General features: G+C 71.4%; 20 protein-coding genes. 6 read left to right on the plus strand and 14 right to left on the minus strand.

Annotated elements, in window-relative coordinates; translation table 11 throughout:
* The first annotated feature begins 43 nt into the window (after positions 1-43).
* Both ABZ463_RS13645 and ABZ463_RS13650 read left to right on the plus strand, forming a co-directional pair.
* On the plus strand, positions 44-979 hold the full coding sequence (locus ABZ463_RS13645) for an aminoglycoside phosphotransferase family protein (protein ID WP_352012028.1): 936 nt from the start codon (positions 44-46) through the stop codon (positions 977-979).
* A gap of 46 nt (positions 980-1,025) precedes the next feature.
* Positions 1,026-1,289, plus strand: a complete 264-nt coding sequence (locus ABZ463_RS13650) for a zf-TFIIB domain-containing protein (protein WP_352012027.1) — start codon at positions 1,026-1,028, stop codon at positions 1,287-1,289.
* Between the two features lie 81 nt (positions 1,290-1,370).
* Here ABZ463_RS13650 and ABZ463_RS13655 read toward each other — a convergent pair whose 3' ends face one another.
* On the minus strand, positions 1,371-2,342 hold the full coding sequence (locus tag ABZ463_RS13655; protein ID WP_352012026.1) for a hypothetical protein: 972 nt from the start codon (positions 2,340-2,342) through the stop codon (positions 1,371-1,373).
* A 52-nt stretch (positions 2,343-2,394) separates the two neighbouring features.
* On the minus strand, positions 2,395-3,000 hold the full coding sequence (locus ABZ463_RS13660) for a phosphatase PAP2 family protein (RefSeq protein WP_362775986.1): 606 nt from the start codon (positions 2,998-3,000) through the stop codon (positions 2,395-2,397).
* A gap of 131 nt (positions 3,001-3,131) precedes the next feature.
* Between ABZ463_RS13660 and ABZ463_RS13665 the strand changes: the two genes are divergently transcribed.
* From ABZ463_RS13665 to ABZ463_RS13680, 4 genes are read left to right on the plus strand one after another with little or no spacing between them, the layout of a single operon-like run.
* Positions 3,132-4,325, plus strand: a complete 1,194-nt coding sequence (locus ABZ463_RS13665) for a hypothetical protein (RefSeq protein ID WP_362775988.1) — start codon at positions 3,132-3,134, stop codon at positions 4,323-4,325.
* Positions 4,326-4,327: 2 nt separating this feature from the next.
* Positions 4,328-5,482, plus strand: a complete 1,155-nt coding sequence (locus ABZ463_RS13670; protein ID WP_352012023.1) for a toxic anion resistance protein — start codon at positions 4,328-4,330, stop codon at positions 5,480-5,482.
* Entirely contained in the window at positions 5,479-7,053 is a 1,575-nt protein-coding gene (locus ABZ463_RS13675) for a VWA domain-containing protein (protein WP_362775990.1), read from the plus strand. The genes ABZ463_RS13670 and ABZ463_RS13675 overlap by 4 nt, the downstream gene beginning before the upstream one ends.
* Complete coding sequence (locus tag ABZ463_RS13680) at positions 7,040-7,663, plus strand: hypothetical protein (RefSeq protein WP_352012021.1); 624 nt, start codon at positions 7,040-7,042, stop codon at positions 7,661-7,663. Before ABZ463_RS13675 ends, ABZ463_RS13680 begins: the two co-directional genes overlap by 14 nt.
* A 135-nt stretch (positions 7,664-7,798) precedes the next feature.
* Here ABZ463_RS13680 and ABZ463_RS13685 read toward each other — a convergent pair whose 3' ends face one another.
* From ABZ463_RS13685 to ABZ463_RS13740, 12 genes are all read right to left on the minus strand, one after another.
* Positions 7,799-8,530: a UDP-galactose-lipid carrier transferase gene (locus ABZ463_RS13685; RefSeq protein ID WP_362775992.1), complete on the minus strand. Its 732-nt coding sequence runs from the start codon at positions 8,528-8,530 to the stop codon at positions 7,799-7,801.
* A 491-nt stretch (positions 8,531-9,021) separates the two neighbouring features.
* Positions 9,022-9,651: an ATP/GTP-binding protein gene (locus ABZ463_RS13690; protein ID WP_352012018.1), complete on the minus strand. Its 630-nt coding sequence runs from the start codon at positions 9,649-9,651 to the stop codon at positions 9,022-9,024.
* Positions 9,632-10,021, minus strand: coding sequence for a DUF742 domain-containing protein (locus tag ABZ463_RS13695; RefSeq protein ID WP_362775994.1), 390 nt, complete (start codon positions 10,019-10,021; stop codon positions 9,632-9,634). Before ABZ463_RS13695 ends, ABZ463_RS13690 begins: the two co-directional genes overlap by 20 nt.
* Positions 10,018-10,446 carry a roadblock/LC7 domain-containing protein gene (locus tag ABZ463_RS13700; protein WP_352012016.1) on the minus strand — a complete coding sequence of 143 codons (429 nt, stop codon included), beginning with the start codon at positions 10,444-10,446 and terminating at the stop codon, positions 10,018-10,020. The genes ABZ463_RS13695 and ABZ463_RS13700 overlap by 4 nt, the downstream gene beginning before the upstream one ends.
* 98 nt (positions 10,447-10,544) lie before the next feature.
* Positions 10,545-13,016: a nitrate- and nitrite sensing domain-containing protein gene (locus ABZ463_RS13705; protein WP_362775997.1), complete on the minus strand. Its 2,472-nt coding sequence runs from the start codon at positions 13,014-13,016 to the stop codon at positions 10,545-10,547.
* Positions 13,017-13,295: 279 nt separating this feature from the next.
* Complete coding sequence (locus ABZ463_RS13710) at positions 13,296-15,086, minus strand: prenyltransferase/squalene oxidase repeat-containing protein (protein WP_362775999.1); 1,791 nt, start codon at positions 15,084-15,086, stop codon at positions 13,296-13,298.
* Entirely contained in the window at positions 15,083-15,982 is a 900-nt protein-coding gene (locus tag ABZ463_RS13715; protein WP_362776001.1) for a terpene synthase family protein, read from the minus strand. The genes ABZ463_RS13710 and ABZ463_RS13715 overlap by 4 nt, the downstream gene beginning before the upstream one ends.
* Positions 15,979-17,361, minus strand: coding sequence for a cytochrome P450 (locus tag ABZ463_RS13720; RefSeq protein WP_362776003.1), 1,383 nt, complete (start codon positions 17,359-17,361; stop codon positions 15,979-15,981). The genes ABZ463_RS13715 and ABZ463_RS13720 overlap by 4 nt, the downstream gene beginning before the upstream one ends.
* Positions 17,362-17,775: 414 nt before the next feature.
* Complete coding sequence (gene meaB / locus ABZ463_RS13725; RefSeq protein ID WP_352012011.1) at positions 17,776-18,753, minus strand: methylmalonyl Co-A mutase-associated GTPase MeaB; 978 nt, start codon at positions 18,751-18,753, stop codon at positions 17,776-17,778.
* Complete coding sequence (gene scpA, locus ABZ463_RS13730; protein WP_362776005.1) at positions 18,737-20,917, minus strand: methylmalonyl-CoA mutase; 2,181 nt, start codon at positions 20,915-20,917, stop codon at positions 18,737-18,739. Before scpA ends, meaB begins: the two co-directional genes overlap by 17 nt.
* Positions 20,914-22,680 (minus strand): methylmalonyl-CoA mutase subunit beta, encoded by a 1,767-nt coding sequence (locus ABZ463_RS13735; protein WP_362776007.1) that lies wholly within the window; start codon positions 22,678-22,680, stop codon positions 20,914-20,916. The genes scpA and ABZ463_RS13735 overlap by 4 nt, the downstream gene beginning before the upstream one ends.
* Positions 22,681-22,877: 197 nt before the next feature.
* Complete coding sequence (locus ABZ463_RS13740) at positions 22,878-23,657, minus strand: N-acetylmuramoyl-L-alanine amidase (RefSeq protein WP_352012008.1); 780 nt, start codon at positions 23,655-23,657, stop codon at positions 22,878-22,880.
* Positions 23,658-23,708: the final 51 nt, after the last annotated feature.

Here is a 23,708-nt window from a genome sequence, read left to right on the forward strand (position 1 = left end):
GCCAGCACCCTACGCGGGCCCGGATCGGTGGTTCACTTGCCGGGTGAGCGACAGTGAGGACTTTCACGACGGCCCCGACGACGATCTCATGGCCGGGCTCGGCCGCGTCGCCGCCCGGTACGGCACCGCCCCCGCCGAGGTGGTGCCGACCAGGCCGGACGTGGTCATCGTCCGGGCGGGCGGCGTCGTGGTGAAGGCGCACGCCCCCGGCGCCCCGCGCGAGCCGCTCGAACGGCGGATGCGGGCCGTGGCGCACCCGGCGCTGCGCGGGAGCATGCTCGGGCCCGTGACCGAGGAGGTGCTGTCGGTGGGCGGCAGGCTGGTCACCGTGTGGCCCGCGGGCACCCCGGTCGATCCCGCCGCCCCCGAGGCGGCCCCCTGGGAGGAGTCGGCGCGGCTGCTGGCCCGGCTGCACGCCGTACCGGCCGGGGCGCTGCCGCCGCTGCCCGCCGCGGGCGGACCGGGCAAGGTGGCCGCCATGGCCGCCCGGCTGCGGGGCAACCCCTCGGCCGCGGCGCGGGCCGCCCTGGTCGCGCTGGCCTGCCTTCCGGCCCTGGACGCCGCCCCCGCCCCCGAGGTGACGGGGCTCACCCACGGTGACTGGCACATGGGCCAGCTCGTCAGGACCGGGGAGGGGTGGATCCTCATCGACGTCGACGACCTGGGGGTCGGCGACCAGGCCTGGGACCTGGCCAGGCCCGCGGCGTGGTTCGCCGCCGGGCTGCTCGACCCGGCCGTCTGGCACCGTTTCCTGGCCGCCTACCGGGCGGCGGGCGGGCTCGCCGCGGGTGTGGACGGCGACCCGTGGGAACGGCTGAACCTCCCGGCTCAGGCGATGACCGTGCAGCTCACCGCGGCGGCCGTGATCGCGGCGGAGCGGGAGGGGCGGCCACTGGACGAGGTCGAACAGACACTCGTCGACACCTGTCAGAGGATTGTCCAGTTCCGAACCGCCTGCCATAGTGTGCCCACGCAGTAGGTTGTGGTTACGCCAAAAGCAACCCTAGGACAAGGAGATCGGCCAGATGCAGTGCCCGAAGTGTCGGGGCAACATGCGCACCTATGAGCGCAACGGTGTCCACATCGACCAGTGCGACAGTTGTCGCGGCATCTTCCTGGACTACGGCGAGCTGGAGACGCTGACCCGGATCGAGAGCCAGTACCACTCCGCTCCCCCGCCTCCCCCGCCGCCGCCCATGCAGCACGGGGCTCCGGGCTGGGGCGCGCCGCACCACGGTCACTACGGTCACCACCGCCGCAGTTGGGTGGGCATGCTGTTCTCCAGCTGACGCCCTACGGGCCACCGGAGAGGCCGGGACCGCGATCTCGCGACGGAGGTCGCGGTCTCGTCGTTCCCGGCCCCCGGAGGGTCAGCTGGGGAACTCGCTCGGTTTGATGTGCCTGGGCCGTACGGTGCCGCCGACGACGGCGTTGAGGGTCAGCGTCCAGTTGGTCCAGCGGATCTGCGACCAGGTGCGGGTGGTCCTGAACTTGACGGACTTGCCGAACTGCTCGAAGGTGCACGAGCGGCTGAAGGCGCGGGCCCTGGAGTCCCAGTCGACGCCGAGGGTGTAGTAGACCTTGTACGTGCCGTCCCGCACCCCCTTGATCTTGAACGACGACTTCTTGCGGACGTAGACCGAGATCACCTTCTTCTTGCCGCGTGTCAGCACGACGACCGCGTCCCTGTTGTTGCCGTTCTTCAGCTCCAGGTAGGCGCGTCCCGGACGGCTCTCGGAGGAGATGTAGGAGCCGTTGCCCAGGCGGCGCGACCGCTCGCCGCTGACCTTCACGGAGACGACGTCGGCCGGATAGCCGGTCAGCGCGCGGCCGCTGTCGCGCACCGGCGAGAGGCGTCCGCTCTCGTCGGCCCCCGTCAGCACCGCGGGCCCGGTGCACACGTCCTGCGCCTCGACGTCCTCCTTGGCGTCGGACAGCGCGCTCGTGAGACTTCTGAGCGCGCCCACGTAGTTGCCGTGCTGGACCTTGACGTCGGACGGCGGGACGAGGGCCTCCAGGCCCGAGACGGCGCTCTCCATCGTGGAGACCGTCCGTTCGAGCCGTTCGCCGAGGCCCTTGCCTCCGGTGTCGTTCAGTTTCCTGATGGCGTCCCTGATGGGGCCGCGCGCCTTGTTCAGTTCGGCGCGGTAGGCGTCGGCCGTGAGCTCGACGACCGTCGGCGCGGTGGCCGGGTCCGATCCCACGACGGGTCCGGTTCCCTCTCCGACCACACCGCCGGCGGTCGGGCCGCCGACCACGGGATCGTTCGAGCTTACGGTGGTGCAGGCGCTCAGGGCCATCGTGGTGACCACGGCGCATGAGATCAGTCGGGGGGCAGTCACCTGCCCAACTATCGCCGGGCCTGTCACGACCCGTCAAACGTGAAAAACCCGATCAGTCATCCTCCGCCTCGTTTACGGCGTTTCCTGGGGCCATTCCCCTGATGCGCGCGGCCCTCAGCAGACGTACGGCCGGCCACAGCCGCCGGGTCAGCACCCCGGCCGCCACACCGACCCCGGCCCCCGCGAACACGTCGCCCGGGTAGTGCACGCCGGTGTAGACCCGCGAGAAGCAGACCGCCGCCGCGAGAAGCGTGACGGGGGCGGCGACGGGCAGCGGAGCCTCCATCGCCACGGCGGTGGCGAAGGCGGCGGCCGAGGCCGAGTGCCCGGACGGGAACGAGGTCGAGGCGGGCACCCTGATCAGCCGGGCCAGCGGGAAGCCCTCCAGGGAGGGCCTGGAGCGGCCGAAGAACCGCTTGCAGACCAGGTTCACCGTCGGGCTGGCCACCCCGATCGCGAGCAGCCCCCGGGTGGCCGCGCGGCGCAGCGGCGCACGGCCGCTGAGCGCGCATCCCCCGGCGACCCCCGCCCACAGCAGCGAGTGGTCGGCCGCCCGCCACAGGGCGGGCAGGAGGCGTTCGAGGCCGGGGAGCCTGGCGTCCGCGACCGCCGCGAACACCCGCCGGTCCAGTGCGCCCAGCCGGGATCTCAGTCGCATGACGGCCTTTCCAGATGACGAAAGAATGAACGGCCTCTTAATTCTCATGCATACCCCGGCATCCGGCGCGCGTTCGTTTCCCCTCCTCCGATAATTCCAACAAGAGATGCTATTTGTAGAAATGGGGTGGAATGAAACGGTCGATCGGTGTCGTCCTCGCGCTGCTGCTCGGCGCCGCGGTCGTCGTGGCCGTCGTCCTGGGCAACAGGAACGACGAAGGCCCAGGTGGCGGCCTGGTGACGGTGCGCGGGGTGATCGGCTCGGAGAAGAAGCCCTTCTTCGAGGATCCTCAGGTCCGTGCCGCGTTCGCCAAACACGGCCTGCGGGTCGAGGTGGACACCGCGGGCTCCCGGCAGATCGCCACCGAGGTCAAACTCGACGGCTACGCGTTCGCCTTTCCCTCAAGCCTTCCCGCCGCCGAGAAGATCAGAAAGGACCGCGGGGTCTCCGCCGTCTTCTCCCCCTTCTACTCCCCCATGGTCATCGCGACCTTCCAGCCGATCGCCGACCTGCTGACGAAGGCGGGCCTGGTGCGTGACTCAGGGCACGGCTACCCGGTGTTCGACGTCGCCAAGTATCTCGACCTGGCCGCCAAGGGCACCCGCTGGGACAAGCTGCCCGGCAACACCGCCTATCCGGCGCGCAAACGGGTGCTGCTGACCACGACCGACGTCAGGACCTCCAACTCGGCGGCCATGTACCTGGCCATCACCAGCTACGTCGCCAACGGCGAGGACGTGGTCAACAGCACCGCGCAGGTGACCGGGGTGGCGAGGACCGTGGCGCCGATCTTCCTCGACCAGGGTTACTCCCAGGCCTCCTCCGAGGCCCCCTTCGACGACTACCTGGTCATGGGGTCGGGCAAGACGCCGATGGTCATGATCTACGAAGCCCAGTACCTCTCCCACGCCTTCGCGGGGGACGGCTCGATCAAACCCGGGATGCGGCTGCTCTACCCGTCGCCGACCGTGCTGAGCAAGCACACGCTGGTGCCCCTCACCGCCGACGGCTCGCGGGTCGGCAAGCTGCTGACCGAGGACCCCGGACTGCGGGGCCTGGCCGCCAGGTACGGCTTCCGCACCGCGGACCCCGCGGCCTTCACCGCTCTGGTCGCCAAGTCCGGCGCCCCGGCGGCGCGTGACCTGGTCGACGTGGTCGAACCCCCCACCTACGAGCACCTGGAGGGGCTCATCACGAACATCGACCGGCTGTACGCCAGCGGCGCCGTGCCCCAGCAGGGAAACCCGGGCAGCCCGGGACGTCAGGAAGCCCCGGAAAAAGCGCTGGAAAAAGCGCCGGAAAAAACCTCGGAAGGAGTGCGCTGAAGGTGGCCGAGAACGAACTGGTGCTCACCCCCCCGGCCCCGGTCACGGCCGTCTCCCCGTCCACGGCGGCGACCATGCTGCCGCTGGCCGAGGGCCGCGCGGACGAGCTCGCCGCCAAGGCGCGGCGGTTCGCCGACGAACTGGCCGCACTCGACCACAGGGCCCCTGACTTCACCCGCAAGGTGAACGACATCTCCTCCATGGGGGACGGCGAGATCCGCTCCGCCTCCCAGACGGCCAACCGGATGCTCAAGCGCCCGGTGACCGCCCTGGCCTCGGCCAAGGGCGAGAGCGCGGACGCCCAGGGCCGGGTGGCCGACCGGCTGGTCGCGCTGCGCCGTACGGTGGTCGACCTCGACCCCAGGCAGGCGGCGAGCGGCCCGCGCAAGCTGCTCGGGCTCATCCCGTTCGGCGACCGGCTGCGCGACTACTTCGCCAGGTACCGCTCCGCGCAGCAGCACCTGGACGACATCATCAGGGCGTTGAAGTCCGGTCAGGACGAGCTGCTGAAGGACAACGCCGCCATCGAGGGCGAGAAGGCCAACCTGTGGGAGACGATGACCCGCCTGCAGGAGTACGCCGTGATGGCCGCCGAGCTCGACCGCGAGCTTGAGGGGCGCGTCCTCGTCCTGGAGGCCTCCGACCCGGAGAAGGCCACCGCGCTGCGCTCTGACGCCCTGTTCACCGTACGGCAGCGGCACCAGGACATCCTCACCCAGCTCGCGGTCTCCGTTCAGGGGTATCTGGCCCTCGACCTGGTCCGCAAGAACAACCTCGAACTCAGCAAGGGCGTCGACCGCGCCACGACCACGACGGTCGCCGCGCTGCGCACCGCGGTCACCGTCGCCCAGGCGCTGACCAACCAGAAGCTGGTGCTCGACCAGATCACCGCGCTCAACGCGACGACCGGCGACCTGATCCTGGCCACCAGTGAGATGCTGCGCACCCAGGCGGGGGCGATCCAGAACCAGGCGGCCTCGACGGTCGTCGACATGGACGTGCTGCGCAGGGCCTTCGACAACGTCTACGCGACCATGGACATGATCGACGGCTTCAGGTCGCAGGCCGTGGAGAGCATGGCGACCACCGTGGAGAGCCTGAACACCGAGCTGGCGCACGCCAGGACCTACCTTGAGCGCGCCGAGGGGGCCCGATGAGGCGTCTCGCAGGCCGTCGTACGGCCCGGTTGACGGTGGCGCTCGCGCTGCTCTGCGTGACCGCGCTCGCGGCGTGCTCGAACGGAACGGGCGACGAGGTCGAGGACGGCCCCGACGTCCTCAGGGTGCTGGCGGGAAGCGAGGTCAAGGACCTCGAACCGATGCTGCGGAACTCGGGGGTGAAGGTGCGGATCTCCTACGCCGGCACCCTGGACGGCGCCGAGCAGGTGGCCAGGGGCGACGCGGACGGCTCCTACGACGCGATCTGGTTCTCCTCCAACCGCTACCTGTCGCTGATCGACGGCGCCAAGGGCCGCCTGTCCACCGAGACCAGGATCATGTCCTCCCCCGTGCTGCTCGGCCTCAGGACGGCCAAGGCACGCGAACTCGGCTGGGAGGGCAGACCGGTCAGCTGGCAGCAGATCGCGGACGCCGCCCAGCAGGGACGCTTCACCTTCGGCATGACCAACCCGGCCTCGTCCAACTCCGGATTCTCCGCGCTTGTCGGGGTGGCCGCGGCGCTGTCGGACGCCGGGGAGGCGCTGAGCCCGGAGCAGGTCACGGCGGTCACGCCCAAGCTGAAGCAGTTCTTCTCCGCCCAGCGGCTGACCTCGGGCTCCTCCGGCTGGCTGGCCGAGGCCTACGCCAGGGACGGCGGGGTCGACGGCCTGGTGAACTACGAGTCGGTGCTGCTGGGCGTCAAGGGGATGAGCCTGATCTACCCGAGCGACGGGGTGGTCACCGCGGACTACCCGCTGACCCTGCTGGCCTCGGCCACCCAGGAGAAGCGGGAGCTGTACGGCAGGCTGACCTCCTGGCTGCGCACCCCGGACACCCAGCGGCAGATCATGACCACCACCCACAGGCGGCCCGCCGTGCCACAGGTACGGCCCGGCCCCGAGTTCGGCACCGCGCCGCTGCTCGAACTGCCCTTCCCCAACCGCAGGAGCACCGCGGACGGGCTGATCACCGCCTACCTCGACGAGGCGCGCGTCCCCTCCCGGGCCCTGTTCGTGCTGGACGTCTCGGGGTCGATGGAGGGCGACAGGATCGAGAACCTGCGCCGGGCGCTGGTCACCCTCACCGGCGCCGACACCTCGGCCTCCGGCACGTTCTCCCGCTTCCGCGACCGGGAGAACGTGATCATGATCCCGTTCAGCGGCTCGGTCGGGCAGCCGAAGTCGTTCACCCTCCCGGAGGGGAATCCGCAGCCGGTCCTCAACGAGATCAAGTCCTACGCGCAGGGCCTGCGGATCGAGGGCGGGACGGCGATCTTCGACGGGCTGCGCACCGCGTACCAGCAGGCGGCGACGGCCGGCGACGGGCACTACACGTCGGTGGTGCTGATGACCGACGGCGAGAACACCGACGGCATCTCCTACGACGACTTCGCCGCCTTCTACCGGGCGCTGCCCGGCGAGCAGCGGCGGACCAGGACGTTCGTGGTGCTGTTCGGCGACAGCGACGTCGAGGAGATGAGGCAGATCGCCACGCTGACCGGCGGCGCCGTCTTCGACGCCCGCGACGGGTCACTGGCCGCGGCGTTCAAGGAGATCCGTGGCTACCAGTGAGCGGGTGCTGAGGTATCTCGGCTCGACCAGGAACATCACCGGATGCGTCCTGGCCCTGGCCGGTCTCGGCGCCCACCTGCTCGGCCTGGCGGGCGCGTTCTGGCCGCTGGTCGTCGCCGGTCTGTACGGCGTCGGCGCGCTGCTGGCCCCGCCGGAGCGGATCAGGCTGGCCGTCTCCAACGCCGAGGTCGAGGCGGGCCTGCTCAGGACCGACCTGGAGGCGCTGCGGCGGAAGGTGCGCGGCTCGGCGCGTTTTCCCGAGGACGTGCAGGCCAGGGTCGGCGCCCTGGCCGAGGTGCTCGACGGCGTCCTCGGCCGGGCGGAGGCGCTGACCACCTCCCCCGACCACCTGCACGTCGTCTCCCAGACGATCCGCGACTATCTGCCCTCCAGCCTGGAGGCCTACGCCAACCTGCCCCGCTCCTACGCGCTGAGCCGCCGCTCGGAACGCGAACGCAGCGCCCACGAGGAACTGCTCGCCCAGCTCGGCCTGCTGGAGACCAAACTGGGCGAGGTGGCCCAGGCCGTGCACAGGGGCGACGACCAGGCCCTGAGAGACCACGGCCGTTTCCTCCGCGACCGCTTCACCTCCTCAGAGCTGGATCTCTAGTCCTCCGGCCAGGCGCTTCGGCTTGGGCGCGTCGGTGCCTGGACCGAGGAGCGAAGGAGAGAAGCGGGTGAGCGGCGAGGGAAAGCACCGGCCCGAAAGCGCCCAGGCCCGCGACGCCGCCAGGCGGGGCGGATGTCACAGCATCTTCTCCATCGCGGCGCAGACCGTTTCCACCACCACGACGCGGGCCAGTCGTTTGTCGTCGCCGGGGACGACGTGCCAGGGCGCGCGGGGCCGGTCGGTGCGGGCGAGCATCTCCTCGACGGCGGCCTCGTACTGCGGGCGCTTCTCGCGGTTGCGCCAGTCCTCGTCGGTCAGCTTCCAGACCCGCAGCGGGTCACCCGCCCGGTCCTCGAAGCGCCGTAGCTGTTCCTCCGGCGAGACGTGCATCCAGAACTTGACCATGATCATGCCCTCGGCGACGAGGGACCGCTCGAACTCCACGATCTCGTCGTAGGCCCGCGACCACTGTTCCTCGGTGGCGAACCCCTCGACCCGCTCGACCAGCACCCGCCCGTACCAGGAGCGGTCGAGCACGGTCATCCCTCCCCAGCCGGGCAGCACCGGCCAGAACCGCCACAGGAAGTGGTGCCGTTTCTCGTCGTAGGTCGGCGCGGCGAACTGGGCGACCCGTACGTGCCGGGGGTCGAGGGGACGCACGAGGCGTTTGATGGCCCCGCCCTTGCCCGAGGCGTCCCAGCCTTCGAACACCACGCACACCGGCGGGCCGATGCGGCGCTCGCCGATCTGCCCGCCCAGCATGAGTCTCAGCCGCAGCAGCCGTTCGAGGGCGGCGTCGAGCCGTTCCGTGGCCTCCTTCTTGGAGAGCTTCTGGGAGAGATCGACATCGGACAAACGGTGGTTCATGGCCCCAAGCCTGGCATCGAAGGCGGCGGGACCGCCACCGCCTCAGGTGACGGTGATCTTGAAGGTCGCCTGCTCATGGCCACCGTCCGCACAGTCTGCGCAGGCGAGGACGGTGGCCGTACCGTGCCCCTTGGCGTTGAACACGAATTGACGTGCTCTCCGACACGAACACCGGAGATTCAGCCTGTGCCGTATATACGACACTTCTGTGGCTTCCTGCTTCAACGACCTGTGCCACCGAGATGGTCTTACCGAGTCTCCACAAGCTTTCGAGCCTTCCGGCCCCGTTCCCGCCCGCCCGGCGGTACCCAACGTGAGGAGGCTACCAAACACCAGTCCGCCCCAGTGGCGATCGACTTTTCTCGTTCCGCCCTGTCGGAAAGTCCGCTTCGCCTGGCCTTCAGCACTCCGCCCCTGACTGACGGAGGCCACACTAGCGACCGGGACCGCCGGTGCCGCACCTGGCCGTACGGCGCGCCCGGCGGGATCCCTCACTGGGAGACCGCGCCCCCGTGAAGGTCCCCTCCGACCGTCGCGCCGAGACGCGTCCGCATCGCGTGCTCGACCAGGGCGATCAGCACCTCCTTGCCCGACTCCCGCTGCCTGGCGTCGCACATCACGATCGGGATGTCCTCGTGGAGGGTGAGGCCGAGCCGTACCTCCTCCAGGTCGTAGCGGCGGGAGTCGTCGAAGCAGTTCACCGCGACGATGAAGGGCGTCTGGCGCCGCTCGAAGTAGTCGAGGGAGGGGAAGCAGTCGGCCAGCCTGCGGGTGTCGGCGATGACGACCGCGCCGAGCGCGCCGAGCGCCAGCTCGTCCCAGAGGAACCAGAACCGCTCCTGGCCGGGGGTGCCGAAGAGGTAGAGCCGGTAGGCGTCGCCGATGGTGATGCGGCCGAAGTCCATCGCGACCGTGGTCGTCCGCTTGCTCTCGACGCCGGACAGGTCGTCGATGCCGACGCCCCTGTTGGTCAGCGTCTCCTCGGTGCTCAGCGGCGCTATCTCGGAGACGGAGCCGACCAGGGTCGTCTTCCCCGCGCCGAAGCCTCCCGCGACCAGGATCTTGATCGCCCTGGGCAGCTTGATCCGGCCCGCGTCGCGGCTAGAGCGCACGGAGTCCATCGAGCACCGCCCTGTACAGCCTCTCGTCTTGCATGTCGGTCTCCGAATGCGGCTCTTGCAGGGCGATGTAGCCCTGGTCGAGCAGGTCGCCCAGCAGGACACGGACCGTGCCCGCCGGAAGGTTGATGTGCGCGGCGATCTCTGCGACCGACTGCGGCTGCAGGCAGAGCCGCACGATGGCCAGACACTCAGGATCGAGCCCGGTGTCCCGCTGCGACAGGGCCCTGACGGCCACCGCCAGTGTGACGAGGTCGAATCTGCCGCTGGCCGGTTCCGTCCTGCCGCGGGTCAGGATGTACGGCCGGACGATCGCCCCGGCATCGTCACCCACCCACTGCGTGTCGGGCGGCTCCTCGAAGGGGTCGTTCATCGTGGTACGTCGTCCTTGACCGGCTCCGCCGTTCTGGCGGGCGAGATGAGGTACTGGCCGACCCGCGCGACGAGCATGGCCATCTCGTAGGCCACCAGGCCCACGTCGGCCTCGTTCGTGCAGAGCACCGCCAGGCAGGCGCCCTGGCCCGCCGCGGTCACGATCAGGTAGGCGGAACGCATCTCGATGATGGTCTGGCGTACCGCGCCGCCGTTGACCCGGTCGCTGACGCCCTTGCCAAGGCTCTGGATCGCCGATCCGACGGCTGCCAGGTGTTCGGCGTCCGACCGGTCGAACTCCGCCGAGGTCGCCAGCAACAGACCGTCGGTGGAGAAGACGATGCCGTGTTCGGCCTCTCCGACCCGCTCGATGAGATCGTCCAGCAACCAGGCCAGGTCGGTGGAAGATCCTGTTCCCTGCACCACTCGTAGTCCTCTTTCTGCCGGTGGGCGTTCGATCGTGTGTCTCTGGCGGCCCGTCTGCACCGGATCGGCGCGGCGGAGATCCGGGACGGTCCCGGTTCTCACCCGCGGGATCCGCCCCCGTCGGCGCGGTCATCCTCCTTGTCGAGCAGCTGTGCCGCGTCCGAACGTCCCCGGCGGGTGCCGTCCTGGAAGGACGCCATGGCCGTGCGGATCATCTCCGGGGAACGCTCGTCCGGATCTTCGGTGCCCGGCCCCCGCGGCGTGGGCTCGTCCTCCTGCAGCGGTGCGGCGAGGTGCGTCTGCGGCACGCGCCGCGGCAGGCCGCCGGGCGTGTGGCTGGTGTCGGGGGGAGGCAGGACGGGGGGCAGCGCCGTACCGGGACCACCCTCGCCCACCTGGGGCTCCTGCACTCCTCCCAAGATCCTCCTGTGGGTGACCGGGCGCGTCTCGCGCCGCCCGGCGCCGTCCTGGCCGGTGCCCGTCAGCGGATCAGCGCCCCGGTTCCGTGGCCCCTGCGGCGGCTGAGGCGCTGCCTGGTGCCCTCCCTGGGGCCCGCCTTGGGTCGCCGCGCGGGGTCCGGCGTGCGGTGCCGGCTGGGCCAGCGGCCCTCCCAGGCCTCCCGGGCCTCCCACGCCGACCGTGCGGGGCTGCGGCACCGCGACGGCGGGTTCCTGCTCCCGCTCCGCCTGTTCCTTGATGAGCTCCTGGGGCAGCAGGACCACCACCGTCGTGCCGCCGTACGGCGAGGCCTTGAACGTCACCCGGATCTCGTGCCGTTCGGCCAGGCGGCTGACCACGTAGAGGCCGAGGCGGGCGTTGCCCGACAGCTTGAGCTCCGGCGGGTTCGCGATCCGCTCGTTGGCGGCGTCGATGTCCTCCTGGCTCATCCCCAGGCCCCGGTCCTCGATCTCCAGGGCGTGCCCGTGGGCCACGGAGTATCCGCTGACCTGCACCGTCGTGTAGGGCGGGGAGAAGGCGGCGGCGTTCTCCACCAGCTCGGCGACCAGGTGGATGACGTCGCCGACGGCCCGCCCGTCCAGCGCGACCTCGCCGAGCGGCAGCACGTCGACCCGGGTGTAGTCCTCGATCTCGGCCAGCGCGCCGCGGACCACGTCGATCATCGGCACCGAGTCGCGCCAGGCGCGTCCGGGGGCGGCCCCGGACAGCACCAGGAGGTTCTCGGCGTATCTCCGCATGCGGGTCGCCAGGTGGTCGAGGCGGAACAGGTCACGCAGTTCCTGCGGATCGTCCTCCCGCCGTTCCATGATGTCCAGGACACTCAGCTGCCGGTGGACCAGCGACTGGGTACGGCGGGCTAGGTTGCGCAGGATGTCCGCGATGTCACGCCGTAGCTGCGCCTGCTCGGCCGCGACCTTGACGGCGGTGCGCTGTACGGCGTTGAAGGCCTGGCCGACGTGGCCGATCTGGTCGTTGCCGAACTCCAGCGGCGGCGCCTCCGCCGCGATGTCGACGTCCTCGCCGTGGCCGATGCGCTCGACCACGGAGGGCAGCCGCTCGTTGGCCAGGTCCCAGGCGGCGACCCTGAGCTTGTCGAGCTGCTGGACCAGGGTCCGTGCGGTGGTGATGGACAGGACGATCGAGGCGATGACGGCCAGCAGGCCGAGTCCGCCCGCGAGCGAGAGCCGTACGATCACGCCGGTGGCGACGGGGGTGGCCCGCTGGACGACGCCGTCTCCCGCGCTCAGCACCACCTCCTGGAACTTGGCCAGCACGACCTGGGTCGAGGCGGCCCACTGCCGGGCGTCGACGGGCTCGGTGGGGGCGGGCGCGCCGCCCCGCATGAGCTGCTCCTCCATGACGCGCATGCGGGTGAAGGGCTCGCTGCCGATCAGGCTGTCGCAGATGGCCCGGTCCGCGGCGGGCAGCTCGGTGAGGGCGTCCTGGAAGAGGAAGCGCCGGGTGCCGACGGTCTGCGCGAACAGGGCGCGTTCGGCGTCGGTCAGGCGGCCCGCGGTCAGGCCGCCCGCCGCGACGGCGTCCTCCAGGGCCAGAAGGTCCCTTGCCCTGCTCAGCTCGATGACCGTCCGGGTGTCCTTGGCGATGGCGGCGTCGTCGAGCGTCGCCATGGAGTCGTAGATCCGGTAGAGGGAGTCGACGACGTCGGTGAAGACGTCGGCCGCCTTGAGCCGGTCGATGGTGCCCGCGTCGATGGCCTTGCGGCCCTGCCGCAGGCCGTCGAGTCTCTGGACGGTCTCCGTGATGCGCCGGTTGAGGGCGTCGCCGCCGAGCCACTGGACGTCGCCGCCCTGGGCGAGGGCCCTGAAGTTGGCCACCGCGTCCTCGGTGCGTCTGCGCTGGGCGCTGAGGGTCTCGCGCTGCTGGCGGGCCGAGCCCGAGGTGCCGAGGTAGATCAGGCTGAGTCTGCGCTCGTTCTGCAGCTCGACCAGCAGCTTCTCGCTCGGTTCCGCGACGCTCGCGTCGAGCCTGGCCACGCCCAGCATGTTGAAGCCCTCACGTACGGTGACCCATGCGGTGAAGGCCCACAGCGCGATAAGTGACACCAGCAGTGCCGTGACCTTGGTCCGCAAACGCGCATTGCGCAAGCGCATAGCACCCATCCCGGCAAAAGTGAGAGAAAGTCACATTATCGTTTCACGACGATAAATACGTGTGAAGGAATAGACGCCACATTGCGCCGGACGACGGCATCCGGCCATGGCACCCGGAGAACCTTAGCAATATAGCCAATTACACTCAAGGCAACATTGACCAGATGTGGGCTTCTGTCCTTTTCGCAGATCAATATTCTGCGTTGAATTCCGGTCACCGTCCGCTGTCAGGGACGCGCCGGCCGGGCCGCCCTGCCGTGACCGGTGTGCCACGGCAGGTCACGGACGGTGGCGACGCGCCAGGTGAAGGGCGCCCAGGACGGCCGCCCTGACGATCGCCGCCGGGTAGTAAAGGTCTTTGTCGTGCCAGAGAGCGGGTCTGTCCAGCGGTTCCCCGAACCCGGTCACCATGGTCAGCAGCCTGCGGTGCCCGCGCTCGACGGCCGCCGCGCGGCGCTCCTGCTCGACGGCCTCCTCCGCGGCCCCCTCTGTGGCCCCCTCTGTGGCCCCCGCTGTGGCCCCTGTTGCGGCCCCTGTCGTGGCTTCTGTTGGGGCCTCTTCCGTGGCCGGCAGGGCGGCAGGCGTCAGCAGCAGGGTCTGCAGGGCGTAGGCGGTCTCCTCCGCCGTTCCCGTCCAGCGGCCCCATGAGCCGTCCTCACGCTGGGTGTCCAGCAGCCAGCGCGTGGCGCCGCGCACCGCGTCGGCCGACTCCGCGCCGCCGTACTCGCCGAGGGCCAGGGCGCAGCAGGCGGTCGCGTAGTACGGCGAGACGTGCCAGCGGTCCAGCCAGCTGCCGTCGGGTAGCTGGCGCCCGCGCAGCCAGGCCGACAGCTTGCCCGTCGCCGCCGCGTAACGCGCGTTCCGCCCGCCGGTGCCCGCCAGCCGCAGATACTCGCCGAAGGCGTCCAGCACGTGCGCGTTGACCGTCGGCGACGCCCCCTCCTCCCCCTGCCAGGTGCAGAAGTGGGTCTCGGTCTCGTAGGCCCACAGGGCGTCGGGCTCCCGGGGCGCGCGCAGCAGCGCCAGCGTGTACAGGCCGACGGAGGTGGTGTCGGCGTCCGGCGGCAGCCCCGGGCCCGCGGCGACGCCGCCGGGGCCGATGGCGGCGGCCAGCCCGGCCGTCAGCTCCTCCGGCACTGTCACCGGGACGCCCGCGCGCCGCAGCCAGCTCAGCGTCCAGCTCCGCTCGAAGACCGTCACGGGGGCCGCGCAGGGCACCGGGCCCGCGTAGCGGTCCACGACCGCCTCCAGGTAGTGGCGCACGGGTGAGTCCTCCCCCGGGCCGCCGAGCCACGCGGCGCCCGCGGCGGGCGAGGCGCCGATCGCGGCGGCCCGCCCCTCGCGGAGGGGCGTCGGGACGACTCCCGGGGCCTTCGACGCCGCCTCCGCGGCGACCTCCAGCGCGTGCAGCATCTTCTGCGGGACCGCGGCACCCGCGGCCAGCCCGGTCCTGACCAGCGCCAGCTTCCCGCCGTTCATGCCCCGGGGAGGCGGCAGCGGCTCCCCTTCCTCCAGCGCCGCCAGGTGCCCGTTGAGGCGGGCGAGCAGGTCGGGCACGATGAGCTCGACCGCCGGCATGTCCGGCAGTTCCCGCAGGTCGTAGGGGACGCGTGGATCACCGCCCCGGCCCGCTCCCGGCTCCGTACCGGCCCAGCGGCGCAGCGCGGCCAGGCCACGCCGTACGGCTCCGCCGACCGCCGCCTCGTCCGCGAAGGGAGTCCCCGAGGCGCCGGGGACACGTCCGAGTTCGGCGGCCAGCGCCTCGACCGCGGCGAGGGTGGGCACCAGCGCGTAGCCGCCGGGGGCGCCCCAGCCGCCGTCGGGACGCTGGGCGGCGAGCAGGAACCGCACGCGTTCGGCGTGGCCCGTGAGCCAGGGGGCCAGGCTCACCAGCCGTCCCGTCTCGTAGACCGAGACGGAGACCTGGCCCCACGGCTCGGCCGTCAGGCTCGCGACCAGCTCGGCCGCGGCCGCGGCCACCCGGCTCTCCTCGGGGGGAGCGCCCGGCTCCGGCGTCGTGTTCCGGCCCTGCGGTACGGCACCGGGCACCCGCAGGTCTTCGACGGTCACAGCGCACCCCAGTAGTCGGTGACCTGGTAGAAGCCCGCGCAGAAGTCCATCTGCCGCTCCAGGTAGCCCGCGAGTTCGGGGGCCCTGTCCCGCAGCGGGGCGATCAGCTCGCGGCTGCGCGCGGCCAGTTCGGCGACCCGCCGTTCGACCTCGGCGCGCTCCGGCCCGAGCAGCAGGGCGTTGAGGTCGCCCCAGACGACGTCGCGCTCGTAGGTGCCCAGGTCGTTGATGAGGCGGATCACCCGCTGCACCGATCTCGACGCCTCCGCGACCTCGTCGAGGATCTCACCGAGACCTTCGACGGGGCTCTCGGCCGAGCCCGCGGTGTACAGCCAGTGGGCGGCGAAGGCGAAGCAGAAGCCGAGGTTGTCGGCGTTGCCGAGGTAGTCGTCGAACCCGGGGGTGACCTTGTCGGCCTTCCAGCGGGCCTCGCGCAGCATCGCCTCCAGCATCCGCCCCAGCTCCGCGCGCCAGAACGGGCCCAGCACGGGGTGGGCGGGCGAGGCGGCCAGCTCGTCGCGGATCCCGGCGAGCATCAGGGTGAGGTCGTCGCCGTCCTCCGGCGCCGCGCCGCCTGCCACCTCCAGGCAGCGCCGTACGACGCCCTCCACCTCCTCGGGGGAGGTCGCGACGTAGTCGACGAGCCAGTCGAGGCCGAAGGCCCACAGGCAGACCTTGTTGGCCATGCGCAGCTGCTCGGCGGTGAACCAGGGCCCGCTGAAGGCCATGGCCAGCGACAGGGTGCTGTAGAGGGCCGCGTCGAACGGCTTGGCGGAGAACAGGCCGGGGTAGGCCTCGGCCCACTCGCGCATGTCCCGCTGGGCCCGGCCCGCGACGGCGCAGATCGTCCCGCACTCCGCGGCCTCGGGCCGGGGTGCGGCGTCCGTGCGGGTCACGCCGCCGCGCCGGGGGCGTGCCTGAGCGGGAGAAGGTTCATCATCACTTTCTCCCTGGGTCTGAGCGAGGCCGCGGGGAAGGGGGTGTACGGCCCCGCCGCGACCTGGAGGCGGAAGCGGCTCAGCACGGCGGCCACGATGAGGGGCGCCTCGACGTGGAACAGGTGCTTGCCCAGGCACTGGTGCGGCCCGCCGCCGAAGGGGAAGTAGGAGTAGCGGTGCGCGCCGTCCCGCGCGCCGGGCGCGAAGCGCTCCGGGTCGAAGTCGAGCGGGCGCTCCCAGAACTCGTCGAGCCGGTGGGTGGCGTAGGGGCTGATCAGCACCTGGGCGCCCGCCTTGATCCGCGTCCCGCCCAGCTCGGCGGTCCTGGCGGCCATCCTGGGGAAGATCCAGCCGGCCGGGTACAGGCGCAGCAGTTCCTGCAGAACCATGCCGGTGTAGCGCAGCTCGGGCAGGTGCTCCGGCGTCACGGGGCCGGCGCCGACGACCCGGTCGATCTCCTCCTGGAGCCTGGCCGCGACGTGCGGGTGGGCCTCCAGCAGCGGCCACAGCCAGGTCAGGGTCATGGCCGTCGACTCCGAGGCCGCGCCGTAGACGCTGACGAGGTTGTCGCGGATCTGCTGGTCGTCGAGCGGCGCGCCGCCGTCCTCCTGGCCGACCCGGCAGAGCGCGGAGATGACGTCGTGGCCGTCGCCGTGTTCGGCCCGCGCCTGGCGGATCACCGGGAACACCACGTCGTCCACCGTCTTGACGGCCCTCATGAAGGCCCGGTCGCCGGGGACCCGTACCGAGTAGGGCATGAACGGCATGAGCAGCCGGAAGTTGATCGAGGTCGCGGCCGTGTCGTAGGCGGGGGCCAGGAGCTCGCCCTCCTCGGGGGTGATCCGGTCGCCGAACAGCACCCGGATCACGGCCCTGTTCACGATCCTGGACATCTCCTCCATGATGTCGACGGGCCGTCCCGACGTGACGTACGCGTCGAGGCGGGAGACACAGCCGGTGATCACCTTCGCCATCTCCCCGGCGAGCGTGGCGATGTAGCGCCTGGTGAAGAGGGGCTGCAGGACCTTCCTGCTCGACTCCCAGGGCTCGTCCTCGCCCAGGACGCTGGCACCGGTCATGCGGCGCAGGGGGCGCCAGAACATGCCGTCGCGGCGGTAGCCGGTCCACTCGGCTCTCAGCACCCGCTGGACGTGGTCGGGATGGGTGACCAGATAGGGGCGGAAGAGCCCGAGGTCAAGCCGGACGACCTCGCCCTTCGCCCGTCTGCCCATCTCGGCCAGGGCGTTCACCGGGTCCCTCATCAGCCCGGGAAGGGCACGGTGAACGGGGACGGTCCTGCTCCGCCGGAATGTTCCCGCGGTCGCGTCGATCGACATTGCTACGCTCTCCCACCTCGCCTGACGCGAACACACGCAGCGTGACCGCCGCCCGCGGCGATGCCGGGGCGGTCGAACGCAATCAGGGACCGCGATCACTCCGGTGTGACCCGTCCCACACGGGAAACAGTCAGGGCCGGTCGACCGGCGGCCCCTCTGTGTCCTTCCCGCGCCTCACCATGCGCCTTCTCACGCTCACATGACTAAAGGGCTTTAATACGCCTTTCACAACCCTTTGGGCGAAGTATCACATGATTGGCAGTGGGCGATCAAGGTCGCAGCCAAATAATCGTTTTACCATAACTGTAATGAATCAGTTTCTTAAGCAAGGATTCATGTAATGTGGGCAGAATTCGCAAATCAGTTCCCACCTGTGGTCGCTCAGCGTGACCGGGATCACATGACCTCGCGCGGTCACGCGGGCCGGTGCCCGAAGGCGTCCAGGATGCGGTCGGCGGCCAGGGACGGCGTCAGCTCCCCCGTCTGCACCAGCCGCTCGACCTCCGGGGCGATCGCGGCCACCTCCGGATGCCCGCGGAGCCCGGCCAGCAGGCGTTCGGTCACCAGCGCCCAGGTCCAGCCGACCTGCTGCGCGCGGCGGCGGGCGGACAGCTCGCCCGAGACCTCCATGGCCTCCTGGTGCGCCACGACCTGACGCCACAGCTCCTCCATCCCCGCGCCTTCGAGTCCGCTGCAGGTCAGCACGGGCACCGTGCGCTCGGAGCGCAACAGCCGCAGCGCCCCGGCCAGCTCCCTGGCCGCCCTCCTGGCGTCCGGTTCGTGCGGCCCGTCGGCCTTGTTGACCGCGATCACGTCCGCCAGCTCCAGCACGCCCTTCTTGATGCCCTGGAGCTGGTCGCCGGTCCTGGCCAGCGCGAGCAGCAGGAAGGTGTCCACCATGTCGGCGACCGCGGTCTCCGACTGGCCGACCCCCACCGTCTCGACGAGTACGACGTCGTAGCCCGCCGCCTCGACCACGACCATCGCCTCACGGGTCGCCTTGGCCACCCCGCCGAGCGTGCCCGAGGTCGGGGACGGGCGGATGAAGGCGGCCGGGTCGGCCGCCAGTCTGGACATCCTGGTCTTGTCGCCCAGGATGCTGCCGCCGGTCCTGGTCGACGACGGATCGACGGCGAGCACCGCGACCCGGTGCCCCCTGCCGGTCAGGAGGGTGCCGAGCGTGTCGACGAAGGTGGACTTGCCCACGCCGGGCACCCCGGTCACCCCGACCCGGCGGGCCCTGCCCGCCAGCGGGGCCAGCTCGACCAGCAGCCGCTGGGCCATGGCCCGGTGGTCGGGCCTGCTCGACTCGACCAGCGTGATCGCCCTGGCGATCCAGGCCCGGGAGCCCTCCTTGACCCCCCGGGCGTAGTCCTCAACCGTCCTGGACATGGCCGAGCCGGGTACGCAGTTCGGCCAGCAGCTCCCCGGCGGCCCCGGCGATCACGGTCCCGGGCGGGAAGATCGCCGAGGCCCCCGCGGCGCGCAGCGCCTCGAAGTCTCCCGGCGGGATCACCCCGCCGACCACGATCATGACGTCCTCCGCGCCCAGCTCGGCCAGCGCCGCCCGCAGCGCGGGCACCAGCGTCAGGTGCCCGGCGGCCAGCGAGGAGACCCCGACCACGTGCACGTCGGCCTCGACCGCCTGGCGGGCGACCTCCTCGGGCGTCTGGAACAGCGGGCCGACGTCCACGTCGAACCCCAGGTCGGCGAAGGCCGTCGCGATCACCTTCTGCCCTCGGTCGTGGCCGTCCTGGCCCATCTTGGCGACCAGGATGCGGGGGCGGCGCCCCTCAAGCCGCTCGAACTCGGCGCAGGCCGTACGGACCTCGTCCACTCCCGGACCCACCTCCTGCCGGTAGACACCGGAGATCGTGCGGATCTGGCCCGCGTGCCTGCCGAAGACCTTCTCCAGCGCGTCGGAGATCTCCCCGACCGTCGCCATGGCCCGCGCCGCCTCGATGGACAGCGCCAGCAGGTTGCCGTCCCCGGCCGCGCCCTTGGTCAGCGCCTCAAGGGCCCGTTCGACCCGCGCCGGGTCGCGCTCCTGGCGCAGCCTGCGGAGTTTGCCGAGCTGCTGGGCGCGCACCGCGCTGTTGTCGACCTTGAGGACCTCGATGGGCTCCTCGGCGTCGGGCCGGTACTTGTTGACGCCGATCACCGGCTGGCGCCCGGAGTCGATACGGGCCTGGGTCCGGGCCGCGGCCTCCTCGATGCGCAGCTTGGGCAGGCCCTGGTCGATCGCCCTGGCCATGCCGCCCGCCGCCTCGACCTCCTGGATGTGCCCCCAGGCCCTGACCGCCAGCTCGTGGGTGAGCCGCTCGACGTAGTAGGAGCCGCCCCACGGGTCGATCACCCGGCAGGTGCCCGACTCCTGCTGCAGCAGCAGCTGGGTGTTGCGGGCGATCCTTGCGGAGAAGTCGGTCGGCAGCGCCAGCGCCTCGTCCAGGGCGTTGGTGTGCAGCGACTGGGTGTGCCCCTGGGTCGCGGCCATCGCCTCGACGCAGGTGCGCACCACGTTGTTGAAGACGTCCTGGGCGGTCAGCGACCAGCCGGAGGTCTGCGAGTGGGTCCGCAGCGACAGCGACCTGGGGTTCTCCGCGCCGAACCCGGAGACCAGGCGCGCCCACAGCAGCCGGGCGGCGCGGAGCTTGGCGACCTCCATGAAGAAGTTCATGCCGATGCACCAGAAGAACGACAGGCGGGGCGCGAACCTGTCGACGTCGAGCCCGGCCGCGGTGCCCGCCCTGAGGTACTCGACGCCGTCGGCCAGGGTGTAGGCCAGCTCCAGGTCGCACGTGGCCCCGGCCTCCTGGATGTGGTACCCGGAGATCGAGATGGAGTTGAACTTCGGCATCCGCTCGCTGGTGTAGGAGAAGATGTCGGAGATGATCCGCATCGACGGAGCGGGCGGATAGATGTAGGTGTTGCGGACCATGAACTCCTTGAGGATGTCGTTCTGGATGGTCCCGGCCAGCTGCTCCGGCGCCACCCCCTGCTCCTCGGCGGCCACGATGTAGAGCGCGAGCACCGGGAGCACCGCGCCGTTCATGGTCATCGACACGCTCATCCGGTCGAGGGGGATGCCGTCGAACAGCTGCCGCATGTCGTAGATGGAGTCGATGGCGACCCCCGCCATGCCCACGTCCCCGGCCACCCTCGGATGGTCGGAGTCGTAGCCCCGGTGGGTGGCCAGGTCGAAGGCGACCGACAGTCCCTTCTGCCCGGCCGCCAGGTTGCGGCGGTAGAAGGCGTTGGACTCCTCGGCCGTGGAGAACCCGGCGTACTGCCTGACGGTCCACGGCTGGTTGACGTACATGGTCGGGTACGGCCCGCGCAGGTACGGCACCGCCCCCGGGTAGGTCTCCAGGAAGCCGAGCCCGTCGAGGTCGTCGGCCGTGTACAGCGGCTTGACGTCGATGCCCTCCGGCGTCCGCCACGTCAGCTCGTCCGGGTTCTGACCGGTCGCCCGCCGTACGGCCCGCGCCCAGCCCTCCCGGTCGGGGGGCGCCGCGGGCTCTCCGGTCAGCCCGATTCCGGAGAAGTCGGGAATCAACGAGCCACCTCCAGGTCGTCGAAGATCGTGTGGAGCACGCCGAGCGCGTCGCACCCGGCGTGGACGGTGGCGTCCACGCCCACGTGGTCCCCCCTGCCCGCCAGCCACACCTTCACCGCCCCGGCCTCGCGCAGCGCGGCGGCCACGGCCTCGGCGTGCTCGCCGTACAGCCGGTCGCTTGAGCACAGGCAGGCGATCCTGGCGCCGCTCGCGGCGAAGGCCGCGGCGATCGCGGCCGGGTCGACCGTGCCTCCCGGCGGCACGGGGGCGGTGAGGGCCGCGACGCCCCCGGCGTTGAACAGGTTGGCCGCGAAGGAGGCCCTGGCGGTGTGCGCGGCGACCGGGCCGATGACGGCCAGGAACACCGCGGGCCTGATCTCCTGGGCGTCCGCCAGGTCGCGCAGCGCCTCGAACTCCTGGGCGTAACGGACACCGGCCCGGGGACGCGGTCTGGGCGGCCTGCTCAGCGGGCGCTCACCGAGGTCGGGGAACTCGCTCACCCCGGTGATCGGGTCGCGGCGGTGCGCGATGTTGCCGGAGCGCTCACGCCAGGTGGCGGCGATCCGGCCGGAGACGAGCCCCGACTCCACGGCCACGGCCATGCCCCCGGCGCGTTCGATCTCCTGGAACCACTCCCAGGCCTTGCCCGCCAGGTCCTCGGTGAGCCGCTCGACGTACCACGACCCGCCCGCGGGGTCCGTCACCCTGGCCGTCCCCGCCTCCTCGACGAGCAGCGCGTGGGTGTTGCGGGCGATCCTGCGGGCGAAGGCGTCGGGCAGCCCCAGGCAGGCGTCGAACGGCTGCACGGTCACCGCGTCCGCCCCGCCCGCCCCGGCCGCGAAGCAGGCCAGTGTGGTGCGGAGCATGTTCACCCAGGGGTCGCGGACCGTCATCATCGCCGAGCCGGTCACCGCGTGCTGGCGCTGCCCCGCGTTCTCCACCGCCCCGCACACCTCGGCGACGCGCGCCCAGACCCGGCGCGCGGCGCGGAGCTTGGCGATGGTGAGGAACTGGTCGGCGGTCGCCGCGTAGCGGAACTCCAGCTGGCCGAACGCCTCCTCGACCGGCAGTCCCGCGCCGGTCAGCATCCGCAGGGCCGCCACCCCCGCCGCCGTCGCGCAGCCGAGCTCCTCGGCGTCGCCTGCCCCCATGTCGTGGTACGGCGTGCCGTCGATCACGACCGCGCGCAGCCCGGGGAAGTCGGCCGCGCAGCGCCGGGCCAGTTCGGCCGCGGTCGCGGGGTCGCGGACCGGGTCGGCCCCCAGGTTCCCGGTCAGGCCGCCCCGGGCGACGCCGCGCCGTTCGGCCAGCGCGAACAGTGTCCCGGCCGCCTCCGCGGTGCGTTCCCCGGCGTCCAGGACGATCGGGACCAGGTCCAGGTAGATCTCCTCGCCGAGGACACGCGGCAGGTCCTCCGGCTCCAGCGTGAGCCACAGTGAGGTGACGCCGTTCTCCAGATCGGCCAGGACCGCCTCCCTGTCGGCCACCTCGTGGCGCTGCCTGACGTCCCAGCCCCCCACAGGGCGGGCCCCTCTGACGTACGGCGCCGCACCGGGCAGGCCCGGGTCGCCGGGCAGGTCGGAGGAGTCGTAGAGCGGCGCGATGGTCACGCCGTCGTAGGTGGTGGAGGACAGCGCCTCCTCCGGTGAGTCCGTCTCGATCCCGGACTTGCGCAGGACGCCGAGCGCGAGCTCACGCCACCGCTCCCGCGTGGTCGGCGGGAAACCGTCGGCCGTTCGAAGTTCCTCAGGCGGCACCGTCATGAACCGGATAGTAAGCCCACCCGCCAAACCGCCTTCCCTCCCCCCGGTCCCGAACGGCGGGCTCCCGCTCACGGCCGAGGCGTACGGCCTCGCCGGCCTGGGATTACCCGGGGTCACACGAGGAAAGGCCCCGCCCTCCCGGCGGAGGGGCCGGGAGGGCGGGGCCTTCTGGTGGGCCGGATGCCCACCAGGGCGGATCAGGTGACCGGGGCCTTCCAGGTGGCGTCCCAGGTGGCGCGGTCGACGGCGCCGGTGACCGGCAGGCTCTTCTCCGTCTGGAAGGCGCGGCACACCTCACGGGAGCGCTCGCCGTACAGGCCGTCGACGTCGATGTCCCAGCCTCGGGCCTTCATCTTGGCCTGCCAGGTGCGCACGTCCTCCCCCTCCAGGAGGGGCGGGTACTTCAGGACGCGGCCGGGGAAGGCGGGCGGGGACGGCTCCTGGGGCTCGCCGGGGGTCTGGCCGCCGCCGGGGCGGGGGGCGCCCCTCCTGACCCAGGCGTACAGCGCGTCTCCCGGGCAGTCGGTCGAGTAGCCGTCGCGGTGGCCCTTGATCTCTCTGCCGGCACCGCCCTTGAGGCGCAGGTAGTCGACGGCGTCGAGGATGGCGTTCAGGGTGTCGTCGGTCGGCTGGACCAGACCGGCGTTGCCGACCAGGCCGAGCACGGCGTAGTGGGCGCTGTTGAGACCGGCGCCGTTGGCCGCGGGCAGGTGACCGGGGCCACGGCCCTCGAACACCTTGCGGTGCGGGCAGGCGATCATCGAGTAGCCGATGTCGATCCAGCCGTTGCCGTCCATGTGGAAGTTCTGGATCGACCTGACCATCGCGACGCACTTGGCGTGGTCGTCGACGATGCCCGGGCTCACCTGGCCGCCGGTGTAGTGGACCTTGACTCCTTTGGTCGAGGTGAGCCTGCCGTAGGAACCGCGCGGCTCCCGGGCACCCCACTCTCGACGGGTAACAAGATCGATGGCCACGAGGGTTCTCCACGGTTTGGGTACAGGGGGTTAATCGGAGCGTAGTCGTTG

Origin of the sequence: Streptosporangium sp. NPDC020145 (genome assembly GCF_040631275.1) — a bacterium.
In the GTDB taxonomy this organism is placed as follows: domain Bacteria; phylum Actinomycetota; class Actinomycetes; order Streptosporangiales; family Streptosporangiaceae; genus Streptosporangium.

Coding starts and splice junctions, on each gene's coding strand:
- ABZ463_RS13660 (WP_362775986.1), bottom strand. CDS start 3,000: ATGCGACTGAGATCCCGGCTGGGCGCACTGGACCGGCGGGTGTTCGCG.
- ABZ463_RS13675 (WP_362775990.1), top strand. CDS start 5,479: ATGAGGCGTCTCGCAGGCCGTCGTACGGCCCGGTTGACGGTGGCGCTC.
- ABZ463_RS13720 (WP_362776003.1), bottom strand. CDS start 17,361: ATGTCGATCGACGCGACCGCGGGAACATTCCGGCGGAGCAGGACCGTC.
- ABZ463_RS13650 (WP_352012027.1), top strand. CDS start 1,026: ATGCAGTGCCCGAAGTGTCGGGGCAACATGCGCACCTATGAGCGCAAC.
- ABZ463_RS13705 (WP_362775997.1), bottom strand. CDS start 13,016: ATGCGCTTGCGCAATGCGCGTTTGCGGACCAAGGTCACGGCACTGCTG.
- meaB (WP_352012011.1), bottom strand. CDS start 18,753: ATGTCCAGGACGGTTGAGGACTACGCCCGGGGGGTCAAGGAGGGCTCC.
- ABZ463_RS13685 (WP_362775992.1), bottom strand. CDS start 8,530: ATGAACCACCGTTTGTCCGATGTCGATCTCTCCCAGAAGCTCTCCAAG.
- ABZ463_RS13665 (WP_362775988.1), top strand. CDS start 3,132: ATGAAACGGTCGATCGGTGTCGTCCTCGCGCTGCTGCTCGGCGCCGCG.
- ABZ463_RS13690 (WP_352012018.1), bottom strand. CDS start 9,651: ATGGACTCCGTGCGCTCTAGCCGCGACGCGGGCCGGATCAAGCTGCCC.
- ABZ463_RS13735 (WP_362776007.1), bottom strand. CDS start 22,680: ATGACGGTGCCGCCTGAGGAACTTCGAACGGCCGACGGTTTCCCGCCG.
- ABZ463_RS13695 (WP_362775994.1), bottom strand. CDS start 10,021: ATGAACGACCCCTTCGAGGAGCCGCCCGACACGCAGTGGGTGGGTGAC.